General features: G+C 48.4%; 21 protein-coding genes, 1 riboswitch and 1 other annotated feature. Of the genes, 12 read left to right on the top strand and 9 right to left on the bottom strand.

Annotation, left to right across the window (positions count from 1 at the left end; all coding sequences use genetic code 11):
• The first annotated feature begins 197 nt into the window (after positions 1-197).
• The 4 genes from ABMB67_RS09795 to ABMB67_RS09780 all read left to right on the top strand — a co-directional run bounded on the left by ABMB67_RS09795 (position 198) and on the right by ABMB67_RS09780 (position 3716).
• Positions 198-1463, top strand: a complete 1266-nt coding sequence (locus ABMB67_RS09795; protein ID WP_354571947.1) for a BaiN/RdsA family NAD(P)/FAD-dependent oxidoreductase — start codon at positions 198-200, stop codon at positions 1461-1463.
• A 249-nt stretch (positions 1464-1712) separates the two neighbouring features.
• Positions 1713-2072, top strand: a complete 360-nt coding sequence (locus ABMB67_RS09790) for a MerR family transcriptional regulator (protein ID WP_251223727.1) — start codon at positions 1713-1715, stop codon at positions 2070-2072.
• On the top strand, positions 2072-3031 hold the full coding sequence (locus ABMB67_RS09785; protein ID WP_354571946.1) for an SDR family NAD(P)-dependent oxidoreductase: 960 nt from the start codon (positions 2072-2074) through the stop codon (positions 3029-3031). The genes ABMB67_RS09790 and ABMB67_RS09785 overlap by 1 nt, the downstream gene beginning before the upstream one ends.
• 166 nt (positions 3032-3197) lie before the next feature.
• Complete coding sequence (locus ABMB67_RS09780; protein ID WP_251223725.1) at positions 3198-3716, top strand: YfiT family bacillithiol transferase; 519 nt, start codon at positions 3198-3200, stop codon at positions 3714-3716.
• Between the two features lie 176 nt (positions 3717-3892).
• Here the strand turns inward: ABMB67_RS09780 and leuS are convergent, their stop codons facing one another.
• Positions 3893-6316: a leucine--tRNA ligase gene (leuS, locus tag ABMB67_RS09775; protein ID WP_354571945.1), complete on the bottom strand. Its 2424-nt coding sequence runs from the start codon at positions 6314-6316 to the stop codon at positions 3893-3895.
• A gap of 162 nt (positions 6317-6478) precedes the next feature.
• Positions 6479-6699, bottom strand: a binding site (T-box leader).
• A 150-nt stretch (positions 6700-6849) separates the two neighbouring features.
• On the opposite strand from leuS, the gene mnmL reads away from it, so the two are divergent.
• Genes mnmL through ABMB67_RS09760 form a run of 3 tightly spaced genes read left to right on the top strand, consistent with a single transcriptional unit; the run spans position 6850 to position 8984 of the window.
• A complete protein-coding gene (gene mnmL / locus ABMB67_RS09770; protein WP_354571944.1) occupies positions 6850-7791 on the top strand; it encodes a tRNA modification radical SAM protein MnmL/YtqA in 942 nt (313 codons plus the stop codon).
• Positions 7791-8363, top strand: coding sequence for a tRNA 5-(aminomethyl)-2-thiouridylate-methyltransferase MnmM (gene mnmM, locus ABMB67_RS09765; protein WP_354571943.1), 573 nt, complete (start codon positions 7791-7793; stop codon positions 8361-8363). Before mnmL ends, mnmM begins: the two co-directional genes overlap by 1 nt.
• Positions 8364-8423: 60 nt before the next feature.
• Positions 8424-8984: a beta-class carbonic anhydrase gene (locus tag ABMB67_RS09760; protein WP_354571942.1), complete on the top strand. Its 561-nt coding sequence runs from the start codon at positions 8424-8426 to the stop codon at positions 8982-8984.
• Between the two features lie 191 nt (positions 8985-9175).
• On the opposite strand, the gene ABMB67_RS09755 is transcribed toward ABMB67_RS09760, so the two are convergent.
• Both ABMB67_RS09755 and ABMB67_RS09750 read right to left on the bottom strand, forming a co-directional pair.
• A complete protein-coding gene (locus tag ABMB67_RS09755; protein ID WP_354571941.1) occupies positions 9176-10237 on the bottom strand; it encodes a tetraprenyl-beta-curcumene synthase family protein in 1062 nt (353 codons plus the stop codon).
• Between the two features lie 79 nt (positions 10238-10316).
• Positions 10317-11099 carry an alpha/beta hydrolase gene (locus ABMB67_RS09750; protein WP_251223719.1) on the bottom strand — a complete coding sequence of 261 codons (783 nt, stop codon included), beginning with the start codon at positions 11097-11099 and terminating at the stop codon, positions 10317-10319.
• Positions 11100-11207: 108 nt separating this feature from the next.
• Here ABMB67_RS09750 and ABMB67_RS09745 point away from each other — a divergent pair, with 108 nt between their 5' ends.
• Complete coding sequence (locus tag ABMB67_RS09745) at positions 11208-11732, top strand: gamma carbonic anhydrase (protein WP_354571940.1); 525 nt, start codon at positions 11208-11210, stop codon at positions 11730-11732.
• Positions 11733-11875: 143 nt separating this feature from the next.
• Here ABMB67_RS09745 and ABMB67_RS09740 read toward each other — a convergent pair whose 3' ends face one another.
• Positions 11876-12031, bottom strand: coding sequence for a DUF1540 domain-containing protein (locus tag ABMB67_RS09740; RefSeq protein WP_354571939.1), 156 nt, complete (start codon positions 12029-12031; stop codon positions 11876-11878).
• A gap of 221 nt (positions 12032-12252) precedes the next feature.
• Entirely contained in the window at positions 12253-13458 is a 1206-nt protein-coding gene (gene metK / locus ABMB67_RS09735) for a methionine adenosyltransferase (protein ID WP_251223716.1), read from the bottom strand.
• A 162-nt stretch (positions 13459-13620) separates the two neighbouring features.
• A riboswitch (SAM riboswitch) is annotated at positions 13621-13734 on the bottom strand.
• Positions 13735-14075: 341 nt separating this feature from the next.
• Between metK and pckA the strand changes: the two genes are divergently transcribed.
• Positions 14076-15656 (top strand): phosphoenolpyruvate carboxykinase (ATP), encoded by a 1581-nt coding sequence (gene pckA, locus ABMB67_RS09730; RefSeq protein WP_251223715.1) that lies wholly within the window; start codon positions 14076-14078, stop codon positions 15654-15656.
• A gap of 84 nt (positions 15657-15740) precedes the next feature.
• Here the strand turns inward: pckA and ABMB67_RS09725 are convergent, their stop codons facing one another.
• Complete coding sequence (locus ABMB67_RS09725) at positions 15741-16550, bottom strand: alpha/beta hydrolase family protein (protein WP_251223714.1); 810 nt, start codon at positions 16548-16550, stop codon at positions 15741-15743.
• Positions 16551-16641: 91 nt separating this feature from the next.
• Here ABMB67_RS09725 and ABMB67_RS09720 point away from each other — a divergent pair, with 91 nt between their 5' ends.
• The 3 genes from ABMB67_RS09720 to ABMB67_RS09710 are packed head-to-tail and all read left to right on the top strand — an operon-like array spanning position 16642 to position 19219.
• Positions 16642-17643 carry an ABC transporter substrate-binding protein gene (locus ABMB67_RS09720; RefSeq protein WP_251223713.1) on the top strand — a complete coding sequence of 334 codons (1002 nt, stop codon included), beginning with the start codon at positions 16642-16644 and terminating at the stop codon, positions 17641-17643.
• 12 nt (positions 17644-17655) lie between these two features.
• The gene (locus ABMB67_RS09715; RefSeq protein ID WP_251223712.1) at positions 17656-18435 is read left to right on the top strand and encodes an ABC transporter ATP-binding protein; all 780 of its coding nucleotides are present in this window, start codon (positions 17656-17658) and stop codon (positions 18433-18435) included.
• Positions 18419-19219 carry an ABC transporter permease gene (locus ABMB67_RS09710; RefSeq protein ID WP_251223711.1) on the top strand — a complete coding sequence of 267 codons (801 nt, stop codon included), beginning with the start codon at positions 18419-18421 and terminating at the stop codon, positions 19217-19219. Before ABMB67_RS09715 ends, ABMB67_RS09710 begins: the two co-directional genes overlap by 17 nt.
• Positions 19220-19277: 58 nt before the next feature.
• Here the strand turns inward: ABMB67_RS09710 and ytkD are convergent, their stop codons facing one another.
• The 3 genes from ytkD to ABMB67_RS09695 all read right to left on the bottom strand — a co-directional run bounded on the left by ytkD (position 19278) and on the right by ABMB67_RS09695 (position 21890).
• Complete coding sequence (ytkD, locus tag ABMB67_RS09705) at positions 19278-19760, bottom strand: RNA deprotection pyrophosphohydrolase (protein WP_251223710.1); 483 nt, start codon at positions 19758-19760, stop codon at positions 19278-19280.
• Between the two features lie 70 nt (positions 19761-19830).
• Positions 19831-21039, bottom strand: coding sequence for a bacillibactin exporter BcbE (gene bcbE / locus ABMB67_RS09700; protein WP_251223709.1), 1209 nt, complete (start codon positions 21037-21039; stop codon positions 19831-19833).
• A 362-nt stretch (positions 21040-21401) separates the two neighbouring features.
• On the bottom strand, positions 21402-21890 hold the full coding sequence (locus tag ABMB67_RS09695; protein WP_251223708.1) for a YwpF-like family protein: 489 nt from the start codon (positions 21888-21890) through the stop codon (positions 21402-21404).
• Positions 21891-22096: the final 206 nt, after the last annotated feature.

Raw genomic sequence — 22096 nt, 5'->3', positions numbered from 1 at the left:
TATCAGGATCTCTGCCTTACTTATTTTTCCACGTTACCATTATTAAACTGGTTTCACAAGTTACATTCTGATAATTACGACTTTTTAGCTTTCGACTGTCTTCTTGCCCGAATGAATGGAAGAAGATATGATTAGAAACGATAAAAGAGGTTAAAAAAGTAAAAAGCTTAAATTTGCTGGCAGAAAGGTGTAGCAATATGCATGATGTAATTGTAATTGGAGGGGGCCCGGCCGGACTGATGGCGTCGATCGGCGCTGCGAGCCATGGCGCGAGCGTGCTCCTGCTTGATAAAGGTGACCGGCTCGGGCGCAAGCTGGCGATCTCCGGCGGCGGACGCTGCAATGTGACGAACCGCAGTCCGCTTGACGTGCTGATCGCCAATATTCCTGGAAACGGTCGGTTTATGCACAGTCCGTTTTCCGTTTTTAATAATGAGGACATTATTCAATTTTTTGAAGGGCTTGGAATTGAATTGAAAGAGGAAGACCGCGGTCGGATGTTTCCGGTTAACGATAAAGCCGCCACCGTTGTCGAGACATTGCTCGGACAAGTAAAAGCGCTTGGCGTCGAGATTCGTACGAACACGGCGGTCCGATCGGTGGAGTATACTGAAGATGCTGTCTCACAGGTGCTGTTAAAAGACGGCGGGCAGCTTCCGACGAAAGCGGTGATTATCGCCACGGGCGGCAAATCGGTGCCGCACACCGGCAGCACCGGCGATGGTTACCCGTGGGCGGAAAAAGCCGGCCATACGATCACCGAGCTCTATCCGACCGAGGTGCCGATTACGTCGGACGAGCCGTTTATTCAAGCGAAATCGCTACAAGGACTGTCGTTACGCGATATTGAATTAACCGTTTTTAATCCGAAAGGCAAGAAAATCATCACGCACGAAGGTGATATGATTTTTACCCATTTTGGAATTTCAGGGCCGGCTGCCTTGCGCTGCAGTCAATTTGTCGTCAAGGCGTTAAAGAAATTCGACACTCCTTCGATCCGGATGGAAATTGACCTTTTTCCACAGCAGTCGGAAGAAGCGCTTTTTCAACAGCTGCTTGCCAAAGCGAAGCAGGAGCCGAAAAAGTCGCTCAAAAACAATTTGAAAGGGTTCGCGCCCGAGCGCTTTTTGCTCTTTCTGTATGAACGGTTGCAGCTTGATTCACAGCTGCCTTCGTCGACTGTTTCTCATGACCATTGGCGCGCTCTTGCCCACAGCTGCAAGCATTTCTCCATCGAGGTGAACGGGACGCTTTCGATCGAAAAAGCATTTGTGACCGGTGGTGGCGTTTCAATCAAAGAAATAGAGCCGAAAACGATGCAATCACGCAAGAAAAACGGACTGTACTTCTGTGGAGAAGTGCTTGATATCCACGGTTATACAGGTGGCTACAATATTACGTGCGCCTTTTCCACAGGATACACGGCCGGGAAATCCGCGGCGGAACAGGCTATCCACAACTAGTATCCACATTGTCCACAAACAGAAGGCCAAACCTATACATTTTTTATACACAGTCATTTACTCATTATTTATCTAACGTAGAAGGAAAAGACTCTATTTTTATCCACATCTTTATCCACATAACCACAGGACGGAACAGAATTGTCCTCCCTCTTCTGTTCTGTCTTTGTTCAGCTTTATTTTCTTTCCGAAAAGCGCCTTGACATAAAGTTAACTTTACGGTGTAACGTTGAAAAGGAGGTGAGAAGCTTGTATCAAATTTCCGAAGTCGCCCGATTAGTCAACCTGCCTATTCCCACCATTCGTTATTATGAAACGTTGGGCTTTATTGAAACTCCTGCAAAAGATGCCCGCGGATACAAAATGTATCGTAAGCAGGATGTTGAATATCTTCGCTTCATTGTCCATTTGCGCGATACAGACATGCCGCTGGAGCAGATTAAACATTATGTTCATGCGTATCGCTTGGACGATTATTCAACCTGCTACGCGATTTTGCAGGAGCATGAACAGAAGATGCAGCTTGAACTCGCAAAGCGGCAAATGATTCTGGAAAAGATTCAATACAAGGTTTCTCACTTTAGTAAACTAAAAGGTGGCGGAACATAATGCAACAACAGCCTTTGCAAACAGGTTATACAGCCAGAACGACAACGAAGGATGTTATAAAAGGAATTGATTTGACAGGAAAAACGGCAATTGTGACAGGGGGGGCTGCCGGTCTTGGATTGGAGACAACAACGTCCCTAGCCGAGGCGGGTGCCACCGTCATTGTTCCGGTACGAAATCCCCAAAAAGCAGCCGGATCGCTTGCTTCGCTTCCCAATATTGTGCTTTACGAGACCGAAATGGACCTCAGCAAACGTGAAACAATTGAAAGATTTGTCAAATGGTTTCAAAACCATTACACCGCGTTACATCTTTTAATTAACTGCGCCGGTATTATGGCGATCCCTTTGCAAAGAGATCCCCTCGGCAATGAGCTGCAACTCTCTGTCAATTATTTAGGACACTATCATCTTACAAAATCGCTTTTGCCACAGCTTCGGGCAGCGCGTGGGGCAAGAATTGTCAATTTATCCTCACGTGGGCATTGGCGGTCACCTTTTCATTTTGAGGATCCTAACTTCCTCCATACCGAGTATGATAAATGGAAAGCCTATGGGCAATCAAAGACTGCCGTTTCCTTAATGAGCGTCGCGTTGGATCAGCTTTATCGGAACGAGCTGATTCGTTCGTTTGCGATCCACCCTGGAAGTATTGTGACGAACCTTTCCGTCAATTTATCGAAGGAGGAAATGGCGGCCATGGGTGCGCTCACTTCTGCCGGAGAGCGGGGCTATGACAGCTATGACGAGGAAAGAAAGACAATTCCGGAAGGGGCAGCCACGATCGTCTGGTGTGCAACAAGCCCGCAGCTGGACAAGTACGGAGGCGTCTATTGCGAAAATTGCGATATTTCCCCCATCGCTGTTGACGACCAAGTACGGAAGGGCGTCAAGCCTTGGGCCGTCGATCACCAGCTGGCTTTACAACTTTGGCAGCAAACGGAGGAATTATTTCAATAAGTTGACCGGGACATCCCGGGCTTGAGACAAAACTCGTCAGCACGGGCTGGGAAAAGGTGAAAAACATACCCTTTTTCCAGCCCCTTTGCTTTGTCAATAATTTCAAAAAAATGTTATTATTATGGATGAAATACAAGTAATGATCAAACATTCGGAGGGGATAAGAATGGACGAGCGTTATCCGATTGGTCTATTTGAAAGTAGCGAAGAACCTTCAAGCACTGCGGTTAAAGGCTGGATTAATGAGATCGAGCGAACACCGCAAGCGCTGCGTACGGCAGTGACCGGCTTAGATGAGGAGCAGCTTAATACTCCGTACCGGGCCGGCGGGTGGACCATCCGTCAGGTCGTTCACCATCTTGCGGATAGCCATCTCAATGCGTACATGCGTTTTAAGCTGGCATTGACAGAAGACAGTCCTACGATCAAGCCGTACAATGAGCAGAAATGGGCCGAGCTTACTGATTCACAGCTTCCGATTGACGTTTCCTTACAATTGATTGATGCGTTGCATGAAAGATGGGTTTCCTTGCTGCGCTCTCTTACCCCTACTGACTTAGAGAAGGCTTTCTTCCATCCGGAAAGCGGTCAAGTGACACTCGGCTGGAATATCGGCAACTACGCCTGGCACGGAAAACATCATATTGCCCATATTACAAGTTTGCGAGTTCGCAAAGGCTGGTAAGAAAACCGCACAGCGACTTTTCTTATCTTTTAAAAAAGCCCGGAGCAAAAGGTGAAAATCAACCTTGTGCTCCGGGCTTAAAAGAGGTGCGCTGCCATGATTTCCAGCGCAAGCTTGACTTTTATCAGACGATTAAAAAGTATGCATCATTTCATATTATGATGCCGGATCTGCCTTTAACCGACGACGATATTCACCAGCTTGCCTGGTACGGCGATCAGCTTGCGGATCGTCTTGCCTGCAATCGCCGCTTGGACCTTCTCATCCTGTTTGGCGATTTCCTCCATTTGCTCACGGTTTGCCTCAGCCGGAATCGTCAGCTTCGTCCGTACTTTTCCGTTAATTTGCACGACGATTTCGACTTCGTTTTCCACGAGCTGTGTTTCATCATACTCAGGCCATGCTTCGTAAGAGACCGTGTTGCGATGTCCAAGCTTCTCCCACAGTTCCTCAGCAAGATGTGGCGCGATTGGCGAAAGCATCTTTACGAAGCCTTCCATCAACGCTTTCGGCAAGATCTCCTGCTTGTAGCCTTCATTAATAAAGACCATCATTTGCGAGATTGCAACATTGAAGCGCAATTCTGCCATATCGTCGGTAATCTTTTTCACCGATTGATGGTAAACGCGCATGAATTCCGCGCTGCCTTCTGCATCCTGAATGGCCGGATTCAGCTCTCCCGTTTCCTCGTTCACAAACAGGCGCCAAACGCGATCAAGGAAGCGGCGTGCCCCATCGAGACCGTTCGTTGACCAGGCGATCGAACCGTCAAGCGGCCCCATGAACATTTCATACAGACGCAGCGTATCCGCTCCATGACTTTTGACGACATCATCCGGATTGACAACATTTCCTTTCGATTTGCTCATCTTCTCGTTATTTTCACCGAGGATCATCCCCTGGTTGTACAGCTTTTGGAATGGCTCCTTCGTTGAGACGACGCCAATATCGTACAGGAATTTATGCCAGAAACGAGCGTATAATAAATGAAGGACGGCATGCTCCGCTCCACCGATGTAAATATCAACAGGCAGCCATTTCTTCAGCTTCTCCGGATCAGCAAGCGCATCCGGGTTATGCGGATCGATATAGCGTAAGAAGTACCAGCAGCTGCCCGCCCACTGCGGCATTGTATTCGTTTCACGGCGACCCTTTTTGCCTGTCTCAGGATCAACGACTTCGAGCCAATCCTTCGCGTTGGCAAGCGGTGACTCGCCGGTACCTGACGGCTTGATTTCCGTCATTTTCGGCAAAATCAACGGCAATTCCTCTTCCGGAACCGGCGTCATCGTTCCATCTTCCCAGTGGATGATCGGAATCGGCTCCCCCCAATAGCGTTGGCGACTGAACAGCCAGTCACGTAGCCGATAGGTGATTTGCTTCTTTCCGTAATGATTGGCCTCAAGCCAATCAATCATATTGCGAATCGCCGTTTCCTTATCAAGTCCGTTGAGAAAATCGGAGTTCACATGCTCGCCGTCGCCTGTATAGGCTTCTTTCTCCACGTCGCCGCCGGCGACTACTTCTCTGATCGGCAAATCAAACGTTTTCGCAAACTCATAGTCACGCTCATCATGAGCTGGCACAGCCATGATCGCCCCGGTTCCATAGCTGACGAGAACGTAATCAGCGATCCACACCGGAATCCGCTCCCCATTTACCGGATTAATAGCAAACGCTCCGGTAAAGACACCGGTTTTTTCTTTTGAAAGCTCGGTACGTTCCAAGTCGCTTTTCGCCGCAACCTGCGCTTTATAGTTTGCTACTTCCTCCTGCTGCTCCTCTGTCGTAATCACATCGACTAGCTTATGCTCAGGGGCAAGCACCATATACGTCGCGCCAAACAACGTATCCGGTCTTGTCGTAAAAACTTTGACTTCAGCATCGTCATGCCCGTCCATTTTGAACGTCACCTCGGCCCCTTCAGAGCGGCCAATCCAGTTACGCTGCATATCCTTGATACTTTCCGGCCAATCAAGCTCCTCCAAATCCTCGAGTAGACGGTCGGCGTAGGCCGTGATTTTCAGCATCCATTGCTTCATCGGGCGGCGTTCCACCGGGTGGCCGCCACGCTCGCTCTTGCCGTCGATGACTTCCTCGTTCGCCAGCACGGTCCCAAGCGCCGGACACCAGTTGACAGCCACTTCATCTATGTAGGCTAAGCCTTTTTCGTATAGCTTCGTAAAGATCCATTGCGTCCATTTATAATACTCGGGATCAGTCGTATTGATTTCGCGATCCCAGTCATAGGAAAAGCCCAACTCTTTAATTTGGCGGCGGAACGTATTGATGTTCTGCTCGGTGAAAATAGCCGGATCATTCCCTGTATCAAGCGCATACTGTTCAGCCGGTAGGCCAAAAGCGTCCCATCCCATCGGATGAAGAACATTATACCCTTGCATCCGTTTCATTCTTGCTAAAATATCTGTAGCCGTATAGCCTTCCGGATGCCCGACGTGGAGCCCTGCTCCAGATGGGTATGGGAACATGTCCAAAGCATAAAACTTCGGCTTATCTTCATCTTCTGTCGTGCGGAACGTCTTTTGTTCCTCCCAATATTTCTGCCACTTTTGCTCAATTTGCTCATGTGAAAATGACATTGCTTTCATCCTCCTGTTGATAGCCATTGCTAGATCGTTGACCTGCATAGAATGATTGAGATCCAATAAGAAAACCGCGCAGCGGCTTTTCTTAATTTAATGTAATGAGTGAAGCCATTCTCTTTGCTCTAAAAAAAACTCCCCTCCCCAACACTGCCTGTTGTTAGGGACGAGAGTCTGTATACTTCCCGCGGTACCACCCATATTAATGAACTTATCATTCATTCACTTATCACGTGTAACGGACGTGACCCGTCAAAAGCTACTCTCGTTTTTCACTTTTAAAACTCTAAGGCGAGTTCACCATATTGTTCCACTGACTTGCACCATCTGCCAGCTCTCTATTCCCAAGTGTGACTGCTAATCCTTGTCTACGTTTGCGTATGAACTTACTTGTATTGTATGAATTCGCACGCACACTGTCAAGCTGCGCTCTAAATCTTTCCATTTGCCGCAGCCGCCATCCATTGCTTTTTCCTCCTCTAGTGAACATGCTACAATATAGGGTGAGGATACGAGAAAGGAAGAAGCCGATGGAACTGTTTGGAGAAAAGAGATATCATAGTTGGAACCATCATTTACGCCGACACTTTGGCGAAAAAATATTCAAGATCCCTCTCGATGCCGGCTTTGACTGTCCAAACCGTGACGGCAGCGTCGCTTTTGGCGGCTGTACCTTTTGCAGCGAACGGGGCTCGGGAGATTTTGCCGGGGATCGTGCCGATGATCTTGTGACGCAATTTGAGACGATTAAAGGGCGGATGCACCGAAAATGGAAGCAGGGCAAATACATCGGCTATTTTCAGGCCTATACGAACACGTACGCTCCGGTTGAAACGCTTCGAACCTATTTTGAAACGATTTTGGCGCAAAAGGACGTTGTCGGGCTGGCCATTGCGACAAGACCGGACTGTCTGCCTGATGATGTCGTTGCCTATTTGGCGGAGCTGAATGAACGGACATACTTATGGGTGGAGTTAGGGCTGCAAACCGTCCATGAGCGCACGGCGCAGCTGATCAACCGCGCCCATGACTATCAATGCTATGTCGACGGCGTCACCAAGCTGCGGCGCCATGGCATTCGCGTGTGCAGCCATATTATTAACGGCCTCCCGCTCGAAAGCTATGAGATGATGCTTGAGACGGCGAAGGAGGTCGCTAAGCTCGACGTGCAGGGCATCAAAATTCATTTGCTCCATCTGTTAAAGAAAACAGCGATGGTCAAGCAATATGAAAAGGGGTTGCTGGAGCTGATGAGCCTGGATGACTATGTGAAGCTTGTCGTCGATCAGCTGGAGATTCTCCCGCCTTCGATGATTATTCACCGCTTAACGGGAGACGGGCCCGGCGATCTGATGATCGGACCGATGTGGAGCATGAACAAATGGAGCGTGCTGAACGCAATTGAAGCGGAGTTGAAAGCACGAGACAGCTGGCAGGGGAAATTTTATCAGAAAGAGCAGGTTTCAGTTTAATGAACGTACCGGGAATTTTGCCGTTTGCGCGGCTTTTATTAGAAAAGGCACTTGAAGAAGGGGATACAGCGCTTGATTGCACAGTCGGCAACGGGCATGACACGGTGTTTCTCGCCGGCCTTGTCGGCGAAGAGGGACAGGTGCTCGGCTTTGATATTCAGGCGGCCGCAATTGAGAACACGCGGGCACGATTGCGGGAAGCGCGGCTTGAAGACAGAGTGACTCTCTTTCAGCAGAGCCATGAGCATGCCGCCGACCAGCTGGCTGGCGCCAACGCTCAGCGCCTGAAAGCGGCAATCTTCAACCTCGGCTATTTGCCGGGCGGAGATAAAGCGATTGTCACGAGGCCGGAATCAACGATTTCCGCCGTGCAATCGCTGCTTGAGCTAATGCAGCCAGGCGGCATTATCGTCCTCGTCATTTATCATGGACACCGTGAAGGTCAGCATGAGAAAAAGGAGCTGCTCTCCTATGCCGAAAGCATTGATCAGCGTTATGCCCACGTTCTGACCTATCAATTTATTAATCAAGCGAATCATCCACCGTTTGTGCTGGCGCTTGAAAAGAGATAATTCTTGACAAAAAACAGCTTTGCTTAAATAATGTAGAAAATTAACTGGGGGTGGCTAGCGATGACACTACTAGACTCGATTATTACACACAATCATCAATTTATTGAAAAGAAAGAATACGAGAAATACCAGACAACCCGATTCCCTGATAAGAAGCTCGTCATCTTAACTTGTATGGATACACGTCTGCTTGAGCTTCTTCCATCAGCGATGAACGTGAAAAATGGCGACGCGAAGATTATTAAAAATGCCGGAGCTGTCATTTCTCATCCATTTGGCAGTATTATGCGCAGTATTCTCGTTGCCCTTTATGAGCTAAAAGCCGATGAAGTGATGATCGTCGGACATCATGGCTGCGGCATGGCAGGCCTTGAACCAAACAGTATTCTGCAAAAAGCGGAAGAGCGCGGAGTCGACCTTGACATCTTGAAAAAGCTGGAATACTCAGGAATTGACATTAACAAGTTTCTGACCGGCTTTCAAACGGTCGAAGAAAGCGTCAAGCACAGCGTTGAGATGGTCAATCAGCATCCATTGCTTCCGGCCGACACTCCGGTGCATGGCCTCGTGATTTGTCCGACAACCGGCAAGCTCGACGTTATCGTCAATGGTTATAAATAAGAAAAACGCGTAGCGTCCTTTCTCGAATCAACCCGAAAATTTTTATACTTTCTTATCTTTAAAAAAAAGAATCCGAAAGGGGAGTTGCTCCCTTTCGGATTCTTTTTTTAAGCAACAAATGCTGTTTACACAATACTGTAAATAAGCCGGAAAACGTCCTGGCGGAACGGCTGCCTCACCCATTGGTCCTCTTAATTTCCACGGCGGAACATCCAGCGATTCAAATAAAAGATCATCGTCGGCAAGCCGCCCGTTTTAATCATTTGCTTCGCCTTTTGCTTCATTTCTTTGTCGCCTTGCACTTTTTCATCAGCGATATAAATCGCAATCACCCCGCGCATCAGCATCCGATGAAATTTCGGATCCGGCAACGCTGCTAAGCTCTCTTCCGCTTTTTCAGCAAAAAATTGAAAACGCTCAATCATCTCTTTTTCATCGCGGTAATAGAATAGAAAGTTCAACTCATCATCAGCAATATCTTCCTCTTGATCAATAAAATAATCGAGCAGAATATGAAGTCCCTGCATCCATGGAAAATAGCCGCTTTTAATGAGCGTGGCTGTTTCCTCACTCAAGTCCGGCGTGGTCGAGTACGCCGCAAGCGCGTACACACCAAGAGTGGAGGCCGTACAGGCCGAGAACTCAAACCATGTCATCTCCGGGACTTTATGACGATGCTCCTCAAACCAGCTTTCAAGCCGCGGAATTCTTTCTTCTTTTATAACATGTTTATGTACTTGTAAATCTCCGTAATAGCCGCTCAGCTCCTTCATCGCCGGCTGCAGCTTTTGAAAGGACGGAAACGAGGCTACCTTCTCCTGACACGTCCGAACGAGGGCATGGAGGTAACCTCCATCCTCATGCTCCTGACGAAACTGATAATAATTTCCGGGCTCGGCGCCTGGAGTCAGGGCGTCAAGCAGCGCCTGATGCAAGGAGCGAAAATCATTTGGGTCGAGCGACGGACTTTGATCACAAAGATTATCTAAATAATCACAGGTGACTTGATACGCAATCATAAATTGAATCAGTTCTTCAAAACGGCCATTTTCTTTCGCAATTAAGCCATAGACGCCCCCGCCCTCACAGTGAAACGCTTTTCTCTCCAGCGCATCCTGTGCCTGTGAGCGCAGCTCATCATCTGGAATTTCGGCGGCACGTTCCTTCCATTGATTATAATAATGATGAACGGTTGGCAGCACCTCTTTATAAATGTTGATTAATAACGGAATCGGCTTTGTTGGAACACCCACTGCATAATCCTCCTTGGTTCAACTCAATACATGTAACACTAGCATAATTCAAAATCCGCAACAACTAAGACCTTCTTTATTACGGAAAAAGCAAATTTACAAAGCCGATCGCCTGACGAAATACGTCCTCGCGCTCAGGTTCATTAAACACTTCGTGATACAGCCCATCCCATTCTTTATAATATTTCTCTGTCAGCGGAAGCTGGTCGAACCAGTCTCTGACATCATACTTATTCACAATCCGGTCCTCACCAGCCTGGACGACTAATAAAGGGACATTCGGAAAGTTCTCCGGATAGCGGTGCGCAATCCGCATCGCCTTCACAAGCTCCTGATACCAGCGGATCGAGACCCGTTGGACCCGTAACTCGTCGCGAAGATACGCCGCGCGGACCTCTTCATTTCGCGTCGCGTCCTCGGAACGGATACCGGAATTGGCACTGAAGGTCGGCGCCACACGATGAAAGACTTTGGCCGCCAGCTCCTTTGTTTTCGGCAAAGGCCTACTTAAGCCTAAACACGGCGATGATAAAATTACCCCGTTTACGAGAAGCTGAGGACGTTCCATTAACGTACGAATGACGACAAGTCCCCCCATGCTATGACCAAATAACAGGATCGGCAGCTGCTTGATTTTCGCCTCCTCCATCCATTCTTCAACCGTTTCAATATATTGGTTAAATGATTGAATATGTCCCCGTCTTCCTCTTGTTTTGCCCTGGCCCGGCAAATCACCCATTACGACATCAAAACCGTGCTCATTCCATTTTTTAGCCAGCCATTGATATCTGGCATGATGCTCCCCGGCTCCATGAACGCTTACAATGACTCCGCGCGGCTCTTCTGCTTCCCATTTCCACATGATGTATTCCCCCTTGCTTCTTTTTAGTGAAAAGAAGGAGCCTCCCCTTATAAATTTTGTTAAAATAAGTATAGCGATTTTTTGACTAAAGGCAAAGGAAGTGAGCAGATGATTTACCCTTATAAGCAAAAATACCCGGTCATTTCAGAAAGCGCTTTTTTAGCAGACGGTGTCATTGTCAGCGGTGATGTAACAATTGGCGACGAAACGAACATTTGGTTTCATACTGTCATCCGCGGCGATGTCTCCCCTACACGGATTGGCAACCGTGTAAACATTCAGGATCAGTGCATGCTTCATCAAAGTCCGAAATACCCTTTGCTGCTGGAGGACGATGTCTCAATCGGACATCAGGCGATGCTACATAGTTGTACGATTCGCAAAAAAGCATTAGTCGGCATGGGTTCGATTATTCTCGATGGCGCTGAGATTGGCGAGGGAGCATTTATCGGGGCAGGCAGCCTAGTTCCCCAAGGAAAAAAAATACCGCCGAACATGCTGGCCTTTGGCCGCCCGGCAAAGGTCGTCCGTGAGCTGAATGAAGATGACCTGGCAGAAATGGCCCGAATCCGGCGTGAATATGTAGAAAAAGGCCAGCACTATAAGCAGGTCATTGCCGAGACAAAACAATAAGTGTATAAGATTGATTATTATTATCAATACTATATGTACAACGCAAAAGAGCTTAAGACAAAAGGGTTGGTTCCTTTTGTCTCAAGCCCCGAAGCAACAAATCCGTTCGTTCCAGCACAACCGCTGACATTTGTAAGCACTCTTTAGTGGGTCGGTTCAAAGGTTTTGCAGTCCGTTTCTTCAGAGCGGGCGGCCTGCTCTCCTTTGTGGCTCACGACATAAATTCTGTCAGCGTTACAGTTGTTTCCATCTTCCCAATATACGCAATTATTCACTTCGCATAATACATCTTGCGCCATGTTCAATCACCTCCCTATTCATTAGTGTGACCAAAAAAAATAGCTCCCATACTCTTTAGACGAGTAGGGAACAAAGCGATTGCCTTCCTGCAAAAGATGCTTTCAGCCAGCGATGTAACACCCAGCCGGCACGCTTTCCGCTCATTTCTTGGAGGCTGGGGAAAAGGAAAAAACACCTTTGGCCCAGCCTTTAAAAACCAGGTACATTGTTTCTCTTTTTTTTACAAACCAGCCTGCGCTTTCAAATCGTCCGCTTTATCTGTCTGCTCCCAAGGAAGCTCAACATCCGTGCGGCCAAAATGTCCGTAAGCAGCTGTTTGCTTATAAATAGGTCGACGTAAATCGAGCATTTTAATAATCCCCGCTGGACGAAGATCGAAATTGTCGCGGATAAGTGTAACAAGCGTTTCCTCAGAAACCTTTCCTGTTCCGAACGTATCGACAGAAATCGAAACCGGACGGGCAACTCCGATCGCATAGGCAAGCTGAACCTCACATTTGTCAGCGAGACCGGCCGCGACGATGTTTTTCGCGACATAGCGGGCCGCGTAAGCACCGGAACGGTCAACCTTTGTCGCATCCTTACCGGAAAACGCCCCACCGCCGTGACGCGCATAGCCGCCATAAGTATCGACGATGATTTTCCGTCCAGTTAATCCGGCATCGCCCTGTGGCCCGCCGATGACGAAACGGCCTGTCGGGTTAATGAAGTACTTCGTATCTTCGTCAATCAGCTCTTCCGGCACAACCGGCTTAATGACATGCTCCTTCAGATTGCGCTGGATCTGCTCCAGGGAAACTTCAGGATGATGCTGAGTGGAGATAACAATCGTATCAATCCGCAGCGGCTGATCATGTTCGTCATATTCAACGGTAACCTGTGTTTTTCCATCAGGTCGTAAATAAGGAAGAACATCTTCCTTCCGTACTTCTGTCAAACGTCGTGCTAATTTATGGCTTAACGAAATCGGAAGCGGCATAAGCTCTTTCGTTTCATTATTAGCATAACCAAACATTAAGCCTTGATCCCCCGCACCAATCGCTTCAATCTCTTCATCGGTCATCTGGCCTTCGCGCGATTCAAGCGCGCGGTCAACACCTTGCGCAATATCAGCGGATTGCTCGTCAATCGACGTAAGAACAGCGCATGTTTCGGCATCAAATCCGTATTTGGCACGAGTGTAGCCAATTCCTTTAATCGTTTCCCGGACCGTTTTCGGAATATCAACGTATGTGCTTGTCGTAATTTCTCCCGCCACAAGGACAAGACCTGTCGTCACAGACGTTTCGCATGCTACACGGGCGTTTGGATCCCGTTTCAAAATTTCATCAAGAATTGCATCTGAAATCTGATCACAAATTTTATCAGGATGTCCTTCCGTTACAGATTCAGACGTAAACAAACGACGGCTTCTTTTCTCTGTCATGATTGATTTCCTCCTTTAAACACTGCCTTCTCTCTAGCATGTGTCTTTCTTTGAGACGGCACTCATGTCCCACAGAATGGGAGATACCTTCCTGGTTAAGACGTGTATAAACGATAAAAACCCTTTTCCATCGAGGAAAAGGGTTGAATGTTTACCTTTCGCCTCTTATCGTTCAAGGCAAATAGCCTTGCAGGTTAGCACCTTTAACACTCATGGCTTTGAGTATTGGTTGCTGGGCTTCTTCGGGCCTGTCCCTCCGCCAACTCAGGATAAGAGTATCCGTTCGACGCATATCATATCGCACATCACGTGTACTGTCAACCGCAAGTGGACAAGATTAACATAAGGAAACGGGTTGATTCTTCCTTATCATTATCTGTCCGGTCATTCTACCTGATACTTCCATCTTATGCAGAAGGAAAAAAATGTCGACAAAATAACCAGTTAATTGGATGACAGCCTTTTTTGGCTACACAGGTACCTTTTTTTCTTTATAATTCGCACGATAAAAAAAATTCGCTAATAGTATAGACTATTAATCTAAATGTGTTATACTATTAACCAAGTTAAAGCTGTTAATGTTAACCAAATTATATGATGAAAGAAAGGGTGCGGCAATGAAAACGATTAGCCTACAGACAGAACTAGCAGAGTTACTTAATCAGGACCAGGTCCATCATGATTTACCGATCTCATCTCTAATCGAGGAGGCGTTAATGCGCGGCGAAGGAAAGCTTTCTGTTACCGGTGCATTAAGCGTCGAAACAGGCGCCTATACGGGCCGCTCCCCTAAAGATAAATTTATTGTGAAGGAAGAAAGCGTTAAGGATAAAATTAACTGGGGAGCTGTAAACCAGCCGATCGAAAAAGATGTTTTTACCCGTCTTTTCCAAAAAGTTGTCCGCCACTTAGGGCAAAAGGATAAACTTTACGCGTCAAGAGGCTTTGCCGGCGCCGATGAAGGATTCCGTTTACCGTTAAAAGTCATTAACGAATTTGCCTGGCAGCAGCTTTTCGCCCGTCAATTGTTCATCCGTCCGACGGCTGAAGATGCCGAATCTTACGATAATGCGTTTACGATCGTTTCAGCGCCAAGCTTCAAAGCTGATCCCGCGGTCGATGGTACGCTGTCCGAGACCTTTATTATCGTCTCCTTTGAGGAACGAATTGTCCTCATCGGCGGAACCGAATATGCCGGAGAAATGAAAAAATCGATTTTCTCCGTGATGAATTACTTACTTCCTGAGCAGGATGTCCTTTCGATGCACTGCTCGGCCAATGTTGGCCGGGAAGGCGACGTCGCCTTGTTCTTCGGGCTGTCCGGTACCGGGAAAACAACTCTTTCCGCCGACCCTCACCGCTCGTTAATCGGCGATGATGAGCATGGCTGGTCAAGCAACGGCGTGTTTAACATTGAAGGCGGCTGCTATGCGAAATGTATCAACTTATCAGCTGAAAAAGAGCCGCAAATTTGGAACGCGATCCGCTTCGGCACCGTTCTTGAAAATGTCGTGATTGATGAAAAAACCGGCGAGCCGGATTACGACGATGTATCGTTAACGGAAAATACGCGCGCCGCTTATCCATTAGAAGCGATTCCAAACGCGATTTTCCCAAGTCTGGCGGGACACCCAAATACGATTATTTTCTTAACAGCTGACGCGTTCGGCGTGCTGCCGCCAATCAGCAAGCTGACAAAGGAGCAGGCGATGTATCACTTCCTTTCCGGCTACACGAGTAAATTAGCCGGAACAGAGCGTGGCATCACTTCGCCTGAAGCGACCTTCTCAACATGCTTTGGCGCACCGTTTTTGCCACTACCTGCTGCCCGTTATGCTGAAATGCTCGGTGAAAAGATCGACCAGCATGATGTCGATGTTTTCCTCGTCAATACAGGCTGGTCTGGCGGCCCTTACGGCGTCGGCAGCAGAATGAACCTCCAGCATACCCGGGCGATGGTTCAGGCGGCGTTGCACGGCGAGCTCCGCACAGTTGAAACGACGGTTGATCCGATTTTCGGTCTTCACATCCCGCTTCACTGCCCTGGAGTACCGGACACTGTCTTAAAACCGCGTGATACTTGGTCCGATCAAGCTGCCTACGATGCAAAAGCAGCAGAATTAGCAGCTAATTTCAAAGAAAACTTCAAGAAATTCGATAATATCAGCGACACTATTAAAGCAGCCGGACCTAAGTAAGGACGGCTACGCAATAAAGGGGCTGTGGCAAAAGGTAAAAACAACCTTTGGTCACAGCCCTTACGCATGGAGTGAAGATGCTTGCTACAATCCGCTACTCTTTTTCGTTTTGTCTTTCTCCTTCCCCTTCATCCACCTGGCAGCTTCCGATAAAATCACGCGCTGTTCCTTTGGCGGAAAATGATGAGTGTATTGAGGGAAATACCAGGTCGCAACTTCCTTCCCCGCCTGCCTGCATGCCTGTTCCACAAGCAGGGCATGAGCTAGCGAGACGTGCTCATCTTTTTCTCCATGGATAAGCAATATCCGCGGCTTGAGCTCGCCCAGCTCATGAAGAGGCGTTCGCCAGCGGTAGCGCTCTGGATACTTATTCGGCGTTCCCCCGATGACCCGTTTCATCATTCTGCGCAGATCAACGCGCTCTTCGTATGTCAGAACCATATCGGATACCCCGTTCCAGCAAGTGACGGAGCTTGCCTGCGGCCTTGCCAAAGCAGTCTGCAATGCCATCACCCCGCCCCTTGAAAATCCAAGAATGTGGACGGACTCACATTCAACTTCAGGCACGCTTTGCAGAAGATCGAAGGCGGCAAAGGCATCTTCACGGTCATCTCCGCAAAAGTCCTCATTTCCTTCTCCTCCTTTATTTCCACGGTAAAACGGAGCGAGCACGATCATCCCTTCAGCTGCCCATTGGATGAGGCGCTGCACCCTGACCATGCCGACATTTTTTATTCCGCCCCGTAAATAGAGAAGTCCCGGCAGCTTTTTTTCTCCATCAGGGATAGCGAGATAGCCCTTAACCCGTAAGCCCGTACTCCAATATGTAATCAAATAAAGGGAAATGCGGGGGTGGGGCGAAGGAATCTTGACTTTGTCAATTAAGCGCTTCATCTGCAACCTCCTTTCTAGTGGGTAAACACACATTTTCTCCTTTGTTCATACACTATCGTAATCGACACTATTTTTAAAGGAGATGACCGTTATGCCGATATGGAAAAAGGCTTCAGCCTTGTTTGCGGTCCTGCTGCTCGTAGCGGCGTCAAGTGCCTGTACGTTTGGCGGCTCGTCAAACACAGAAACAGTGCGCGTCGCTGAGGTCACAAGATCGATTTTTTATGCTCCTTTTTACGCGGCGGTCGCTCAAGGCTTCTTTGAAGAGGAAGGCATTGAGCTTGAATTGACGACGGCCTGGGGCGGCGATAAAGCGATGACCGCTTTGCTGTCAGGCGGGGCTGACGTCAGCCTCGTCGGCGCGGAGACAACCATTTATGTGTATGCGCAGGAGGCGTCAGATCCGGCTGTTACCTTTGCCGCGCTCACGCAGACAGATGGCACCTTTCTCGTCTCGCGGGAAAAGCTCGATTCCTTTTCCTGGGAGGATTTAAAAGGCAGCACGTTCCTCGGCCAGCGCAAAGGCGGGATGCCGCAGATGGTCGGTGAGCATGTACTGAAAAAGAATGGGATTGATCCGCACAATGATCTGACGCTGATTCAGAGCATTGACTTCGGTAACATTCCAAGTGCGTTCGCTTCCGGAACCGGTGATTTTGTTCAGCTTTTTGAGCCGCAGGCCACGTTATTTGAAAATGAAGGCATCGGTCACATTATCGCATCCTTCGGCACGGAATCAGGCTCGGTTCCTTACACTGGCTTTATCGCGAAGCAAAGCATGCTGGACGAAAACCCTGAAATGCTGGAACGGTTCACCCGCGCGCTTTATAAAGGTCAGCAGTGGGTCGAGCAGCAGCCGGCAGAAGAGGTCGCCGAAGCCATTGTCGACTTTTTTGAAGATACGCCTGTCGAGCTGATCGCTCAAGTGGTAGAACGCTACCACGCTCAAGGCTCTTTCGCCACCTCGCCGATTGTCCAGGAAGAAGCGTGGGATAATCTGCAGCTTATTATGGAAGAGGCCGGTGAACTGCCGCAGCATGTTGATTATGACATCCTTGTAGACACTTCTATAGCAGAGAAGGTCATGGAGTAGGAGGAATGCGACATGTCTATTCTTGAGCTTACCGACGTCACATGCAGTTATATTACCGAGCGCGAAGCTATGCTGGCGCTTGAGTCGATTTCTTTTTCTGTTGAGGAGGGAGAATTTATCTCCCTTCTCGGTCCGAGCGGCTGCGGCAAAACGACGCTGCTTTCTCTGATCGCCGGCCTGCTCGTGCCGACGAGCGGGCAAATTAAGATCGATGGTCAGCTCCAGCCTACTTCCGAAAAAGGAGCCAACATCGGCTATATGCTGCAGCAGGATTACTTATTTCCATGGCGGACGATTGAGGACAATGTCACCCTCGGTCAAAAAATTCGCGGAGACTATTCACCCCAGTCGCTTAAACGGGCGCTCAACTGGCTTGAACAAATCGGCTTAGGAGATAAAAAGGACCATTATCCGAATCAATTATCAGGTGGAATGCGGCAGCGCGTTGCACTCGTACGGATGCTCGCGACAGACCCTTCCCTGCTTTTGTTAGATGAGCCGTTTTCAGCGCTCGATTATCAGACAAAGCTCAAGCTGGAAGACCTCGTCTTCAGCACATTGAAAAAAGCTAATAAAACAGCGATTCTCGTCACCCATGATATCGGCGAAGCGATCGCGATGTCTGACCGGATTATTCTCCTCACTCCACGACCGGGACGAATTCATCGAACCTTCACGATGCCGCAGGAAATCGCCTCCGCCTTACCATTTGAAGCAAGGAGCCACCCGAGTTTCAATGAGCTGTTTCAGTTAATATGGAAGGAGATGGAACACGTTGAGACGAACACTTGAGGCGTTACACGAGCAGTATTTAACTACCCTAAAAAAAGAAAAGCGTCTAGTTCTCACCGTTCAGCTCAGCTTGTTCGTCCTTTTTATTCTCTTCTGGGAACTGGCGGCACGTCTTACTTGGATTGATCCGTTGCTCTTCAGTATGCCGAGCCGGATTGGCCAGCTGTTTATCGAACGCCTGACAGACGGCTCTTTACTGGGGCATACAGCGGTCACGTTGCTTGAGACGATCCTCGGCTTCCTGCTCGGAACATTCATTGGTACAGCCCTTGCCGCTCTGCTCTGGTGGTCGCGCTTCCTCTCGAAGGTGCTTGACCCTTATCTCGTCATTCTGAACTCGATGCCGAAGGTCGCACTCGGGCCCCTGCTCATTGTCGGTCTCGGACCTACCTTCACCTCAATCGTGGCAATGGGGGCGCTGATCTCCGTCATTATTACGACAATGGTCGTCTACACCGCCTTTCGTGAAGTCGATCCAAACTATTTAAAGGTGATGCACACGTTCCGAGCGACGAAGACGCAGACATTTCAGCACGTTATTTTTCCGGCCTGCTTGCCGACGATCATCTCGACCTTAAAAGTCAATGTCGGCTTAGCCTGGGTCGGCGTCATCGTCGGGGAATTTCTCGTCTCCAAGCAGGGCCTCGGCTATTTGATCATTTACGGCTTCCAAGTATTTAACTTTACTCTCGTCCTGATGAGCCTGTTTGTCATCGCGATTTTGGCAACCGTTATGTATAAAGGCGTCGAGCTGTTTGAAAGCTATTTGCTTAAAAGGTTTTAAGCCGTTCCATTCAAAAAAGAGGAGAGCAACCGGCAACGGTTTGCGCCCTCTCCTCCTATCACTCAGCAAGCAAGCCTTTCCTTACGATTTCAGCAAGCACAAGCGGAAGCACCTGATCCTGCATAATAAAACTGAAGCGCTCATCCTTTGCTACAGCCGCAGGAAAGGATTCGAGCAAGACCGGACCCGCTGTTTCCAAATAATCATCTTTCTGCTGCAACTCCTTCACCGTCGCAAAATAAATGTTTTTATACATCGTTTCCTGCTGACAGGCTACTTCATATTGCCCAAGGTAATGCACGGCTTCCAGCCGCGCTCCTGTTTCTTCGTATACTTCTCTCTTCGCCGCTTCGACTGCAGACTCTCTTTCCTCTACCTTCCCTCCAGGAAATTCCCAGCCTCGTTTCCTGTGGTTCGTCAACAGCCATTTTCCCTGATAGCGGCAGACAATCCAAACATGCTTCGCCGTCGGAGACAAGCTTGCTTCTTCTCCAAAGACAATCCGCACCTGGCAGCCCCTCTGATCGATAAACTGTTTCATGATCGGTCATCCTTTTCCACTTGTTACGTCAAGTATAACGAGGAAAGCCGATAATTACTATTTCTTTTCCTTACCATGTCGCCTTAACGGTTTCCTCCGGCTTGATCGCAAAGAGGATGATCGCCAGGGCAAGCAGACAGACAAGTGTATTCAGCAAGAACATCGTCGAATGAGACAGCTTCATGAATAAAGCAAAAACAGGAGGACCAAGCGCGACACCAACAAAACGCATACTGCTGTAAAAAGACGTGATCGAACCGCGCTGTTCCATCGCAATCCCTTCTGTCACAAGAGCGTCAAGGCTCGGCAAAGCAATCCCGATTCCGACACCGCTAATAAACAGAGCGGTTAGTAAAATATACACATCCTTCGAAAAGGAAACGGAAAAAATCGCGATGGTTAATAAAGCGATCCCGACAACCGTCATCCATTTCATTTTTTTCTTGTTCTGGCCGATCGCTTTCCCCGTTGCATAAGAAGCAAAGCAAAGCGCTCCTAATGGGATCGCCAAAATAATCCCTTTTTTTATCCCGTCAATATGGTAGTCATCCTCAAGCATCGTCGACAAATAAAAAAGCACACCAAAAAGCACGAACATGCAAATGCCGCCAACGATAAACACAGCATACAGCCATCTTCCTTCACGCTTAAAGATCACCTTTATATTTTGCCAAAACTTACGGAAGCGAATCGGTTCCTTTTTTAAAGGCGGGGACTTTACAAGAAAGATCATCAGCAAAATCGAAATGATACAAAAGACTGGAAAAGCAAAAAAAGGCATAAACCAGACAATGGTCGCCAGCGCTGCGCCAAGTATCGGGCTGAGCACCTTTCCAAGCGTATTGGCCGTTTCAATCATTCCTAACCCTTTACTGACATCATCCTCTTTTACATACATATCGCCTACTAGCGGCATGACAATCGGAGAGGCTCCAGCTGCGCCCACGCCCTGCAGCAGGCGCCCCACAAGAAGAATCGTATACGGCGACTCCAGCTGCCACGAAGCAAATCCGGAGAGCAGCCCACCGATTCCCGCGATGATCAGGCTCGGAATAATGACCTTCTTCCGGCCGATATGATCAGAAATATAGCCGGCTACAGGAATAAAAAGAATCGCGACAATGGAATAAACGGTAATGAGCATACTCACTTGAAAGGAGGAAATCGACAGCTCCTTTTCAATCTGTGGCAAAACCGGAATCAGCATTGAATTTCCCAACGTCATTACTAACGGAATAGACGAAATGGAAAGAATATCCCATGTCTTTTTCTCCTGCATCTCAAGCTCCCCCGCTCCACCTATATTGTAGTAGTGTTAGTATGGGGAAAAAGCAGCTTTCTATGCAAAAGAGCTTGAGATAAAAGGTTCGCTTTACCTTTTATCTCAAGCTCTTGAAGCAGTGTGCGGAGCCTGCGCCTGATTTTAAAAGCTGAAGGAAAGCGGCCTTCTTTCCTTCCAGCCGCGCACAGAACGAAGCCACGCCTCCCATGAATGACCCACGCGAGAGGTAGTGCAAGGGCTCCGCACGCTGCCCGTCAGCTGGAAGAACCCCGCTTCCAGCTGACTTTCAAAACCTTGCAGCGGCTCCGCTCCTTGCATAAGAGCATGGTTCAAAAGCAAACCACTTTTGAACCATGCTCTTACAAATTCAATTCATTGTTTTTTTGCAGTGAGCGGTAGAGCTCGTCCAGCATATGCTGGGAATGGGCGATCCGGCTGGCGGTTTGCAGACGGAATTCCTGCAGCAGTTCCTCGCCGCTCAGTCCTTTTTCAATTAAATCTTTCAGCACGCTCTCAAACAGCTCGCCTTTTTTCTGAGCGAGCTTTGCTTCAAATAACACGCTGATTTGTTCAGATAACTTCGTGATCGCCTTTAATTTCGTAATCATCGTAGCCGGCTGGTTTTCTTTACTAGTGATCACAACATCGGCCAGCATATGGCGGTCTTCTCTTTGGATCCGTTCAAAAAAGTCGAGCTCAGTACGAGCAAACACGGCTTCAATGTACCACGTCTTCTCCGGGTTTTCCATGTTAATGATTAATCCGTCTTCGATTGAAATCTTTTTCTGTTCCACGCTGTCTGCTTTACCTTCTAGCAAGCAAATCGAATACAGCTTGAATGTTTTCATCAGTTGCTCCCTCCCTGCTGCCCCTACCTGAGAATTGCCTTTATATCGAATGCCTCCATTTTATCACAGATCGCCGGCAAAGAACCAATCCCTTCCCCTCTGTCCGGTTCAAATCGAGTAGGAGGGGGCGACTAACCCCCGACCTCTCACACCACCGTACGTACGGATCCGTATACGGCGGTTTCAGTTAAGTCTGACGAAGGGTT

It is taken from the genome of Halalkalibacter oceani, from assembly GCF_040544555.1.
Classification (GTDB): Bacteria; Bacillota; Bacilli; order Bacillales; family Bacillaceae_D; genus Halalkalibacter; species Halalkalibacter oceani.
This window is presented reverse-complemented; position numbering and strand designations above follow the sequence as displayed.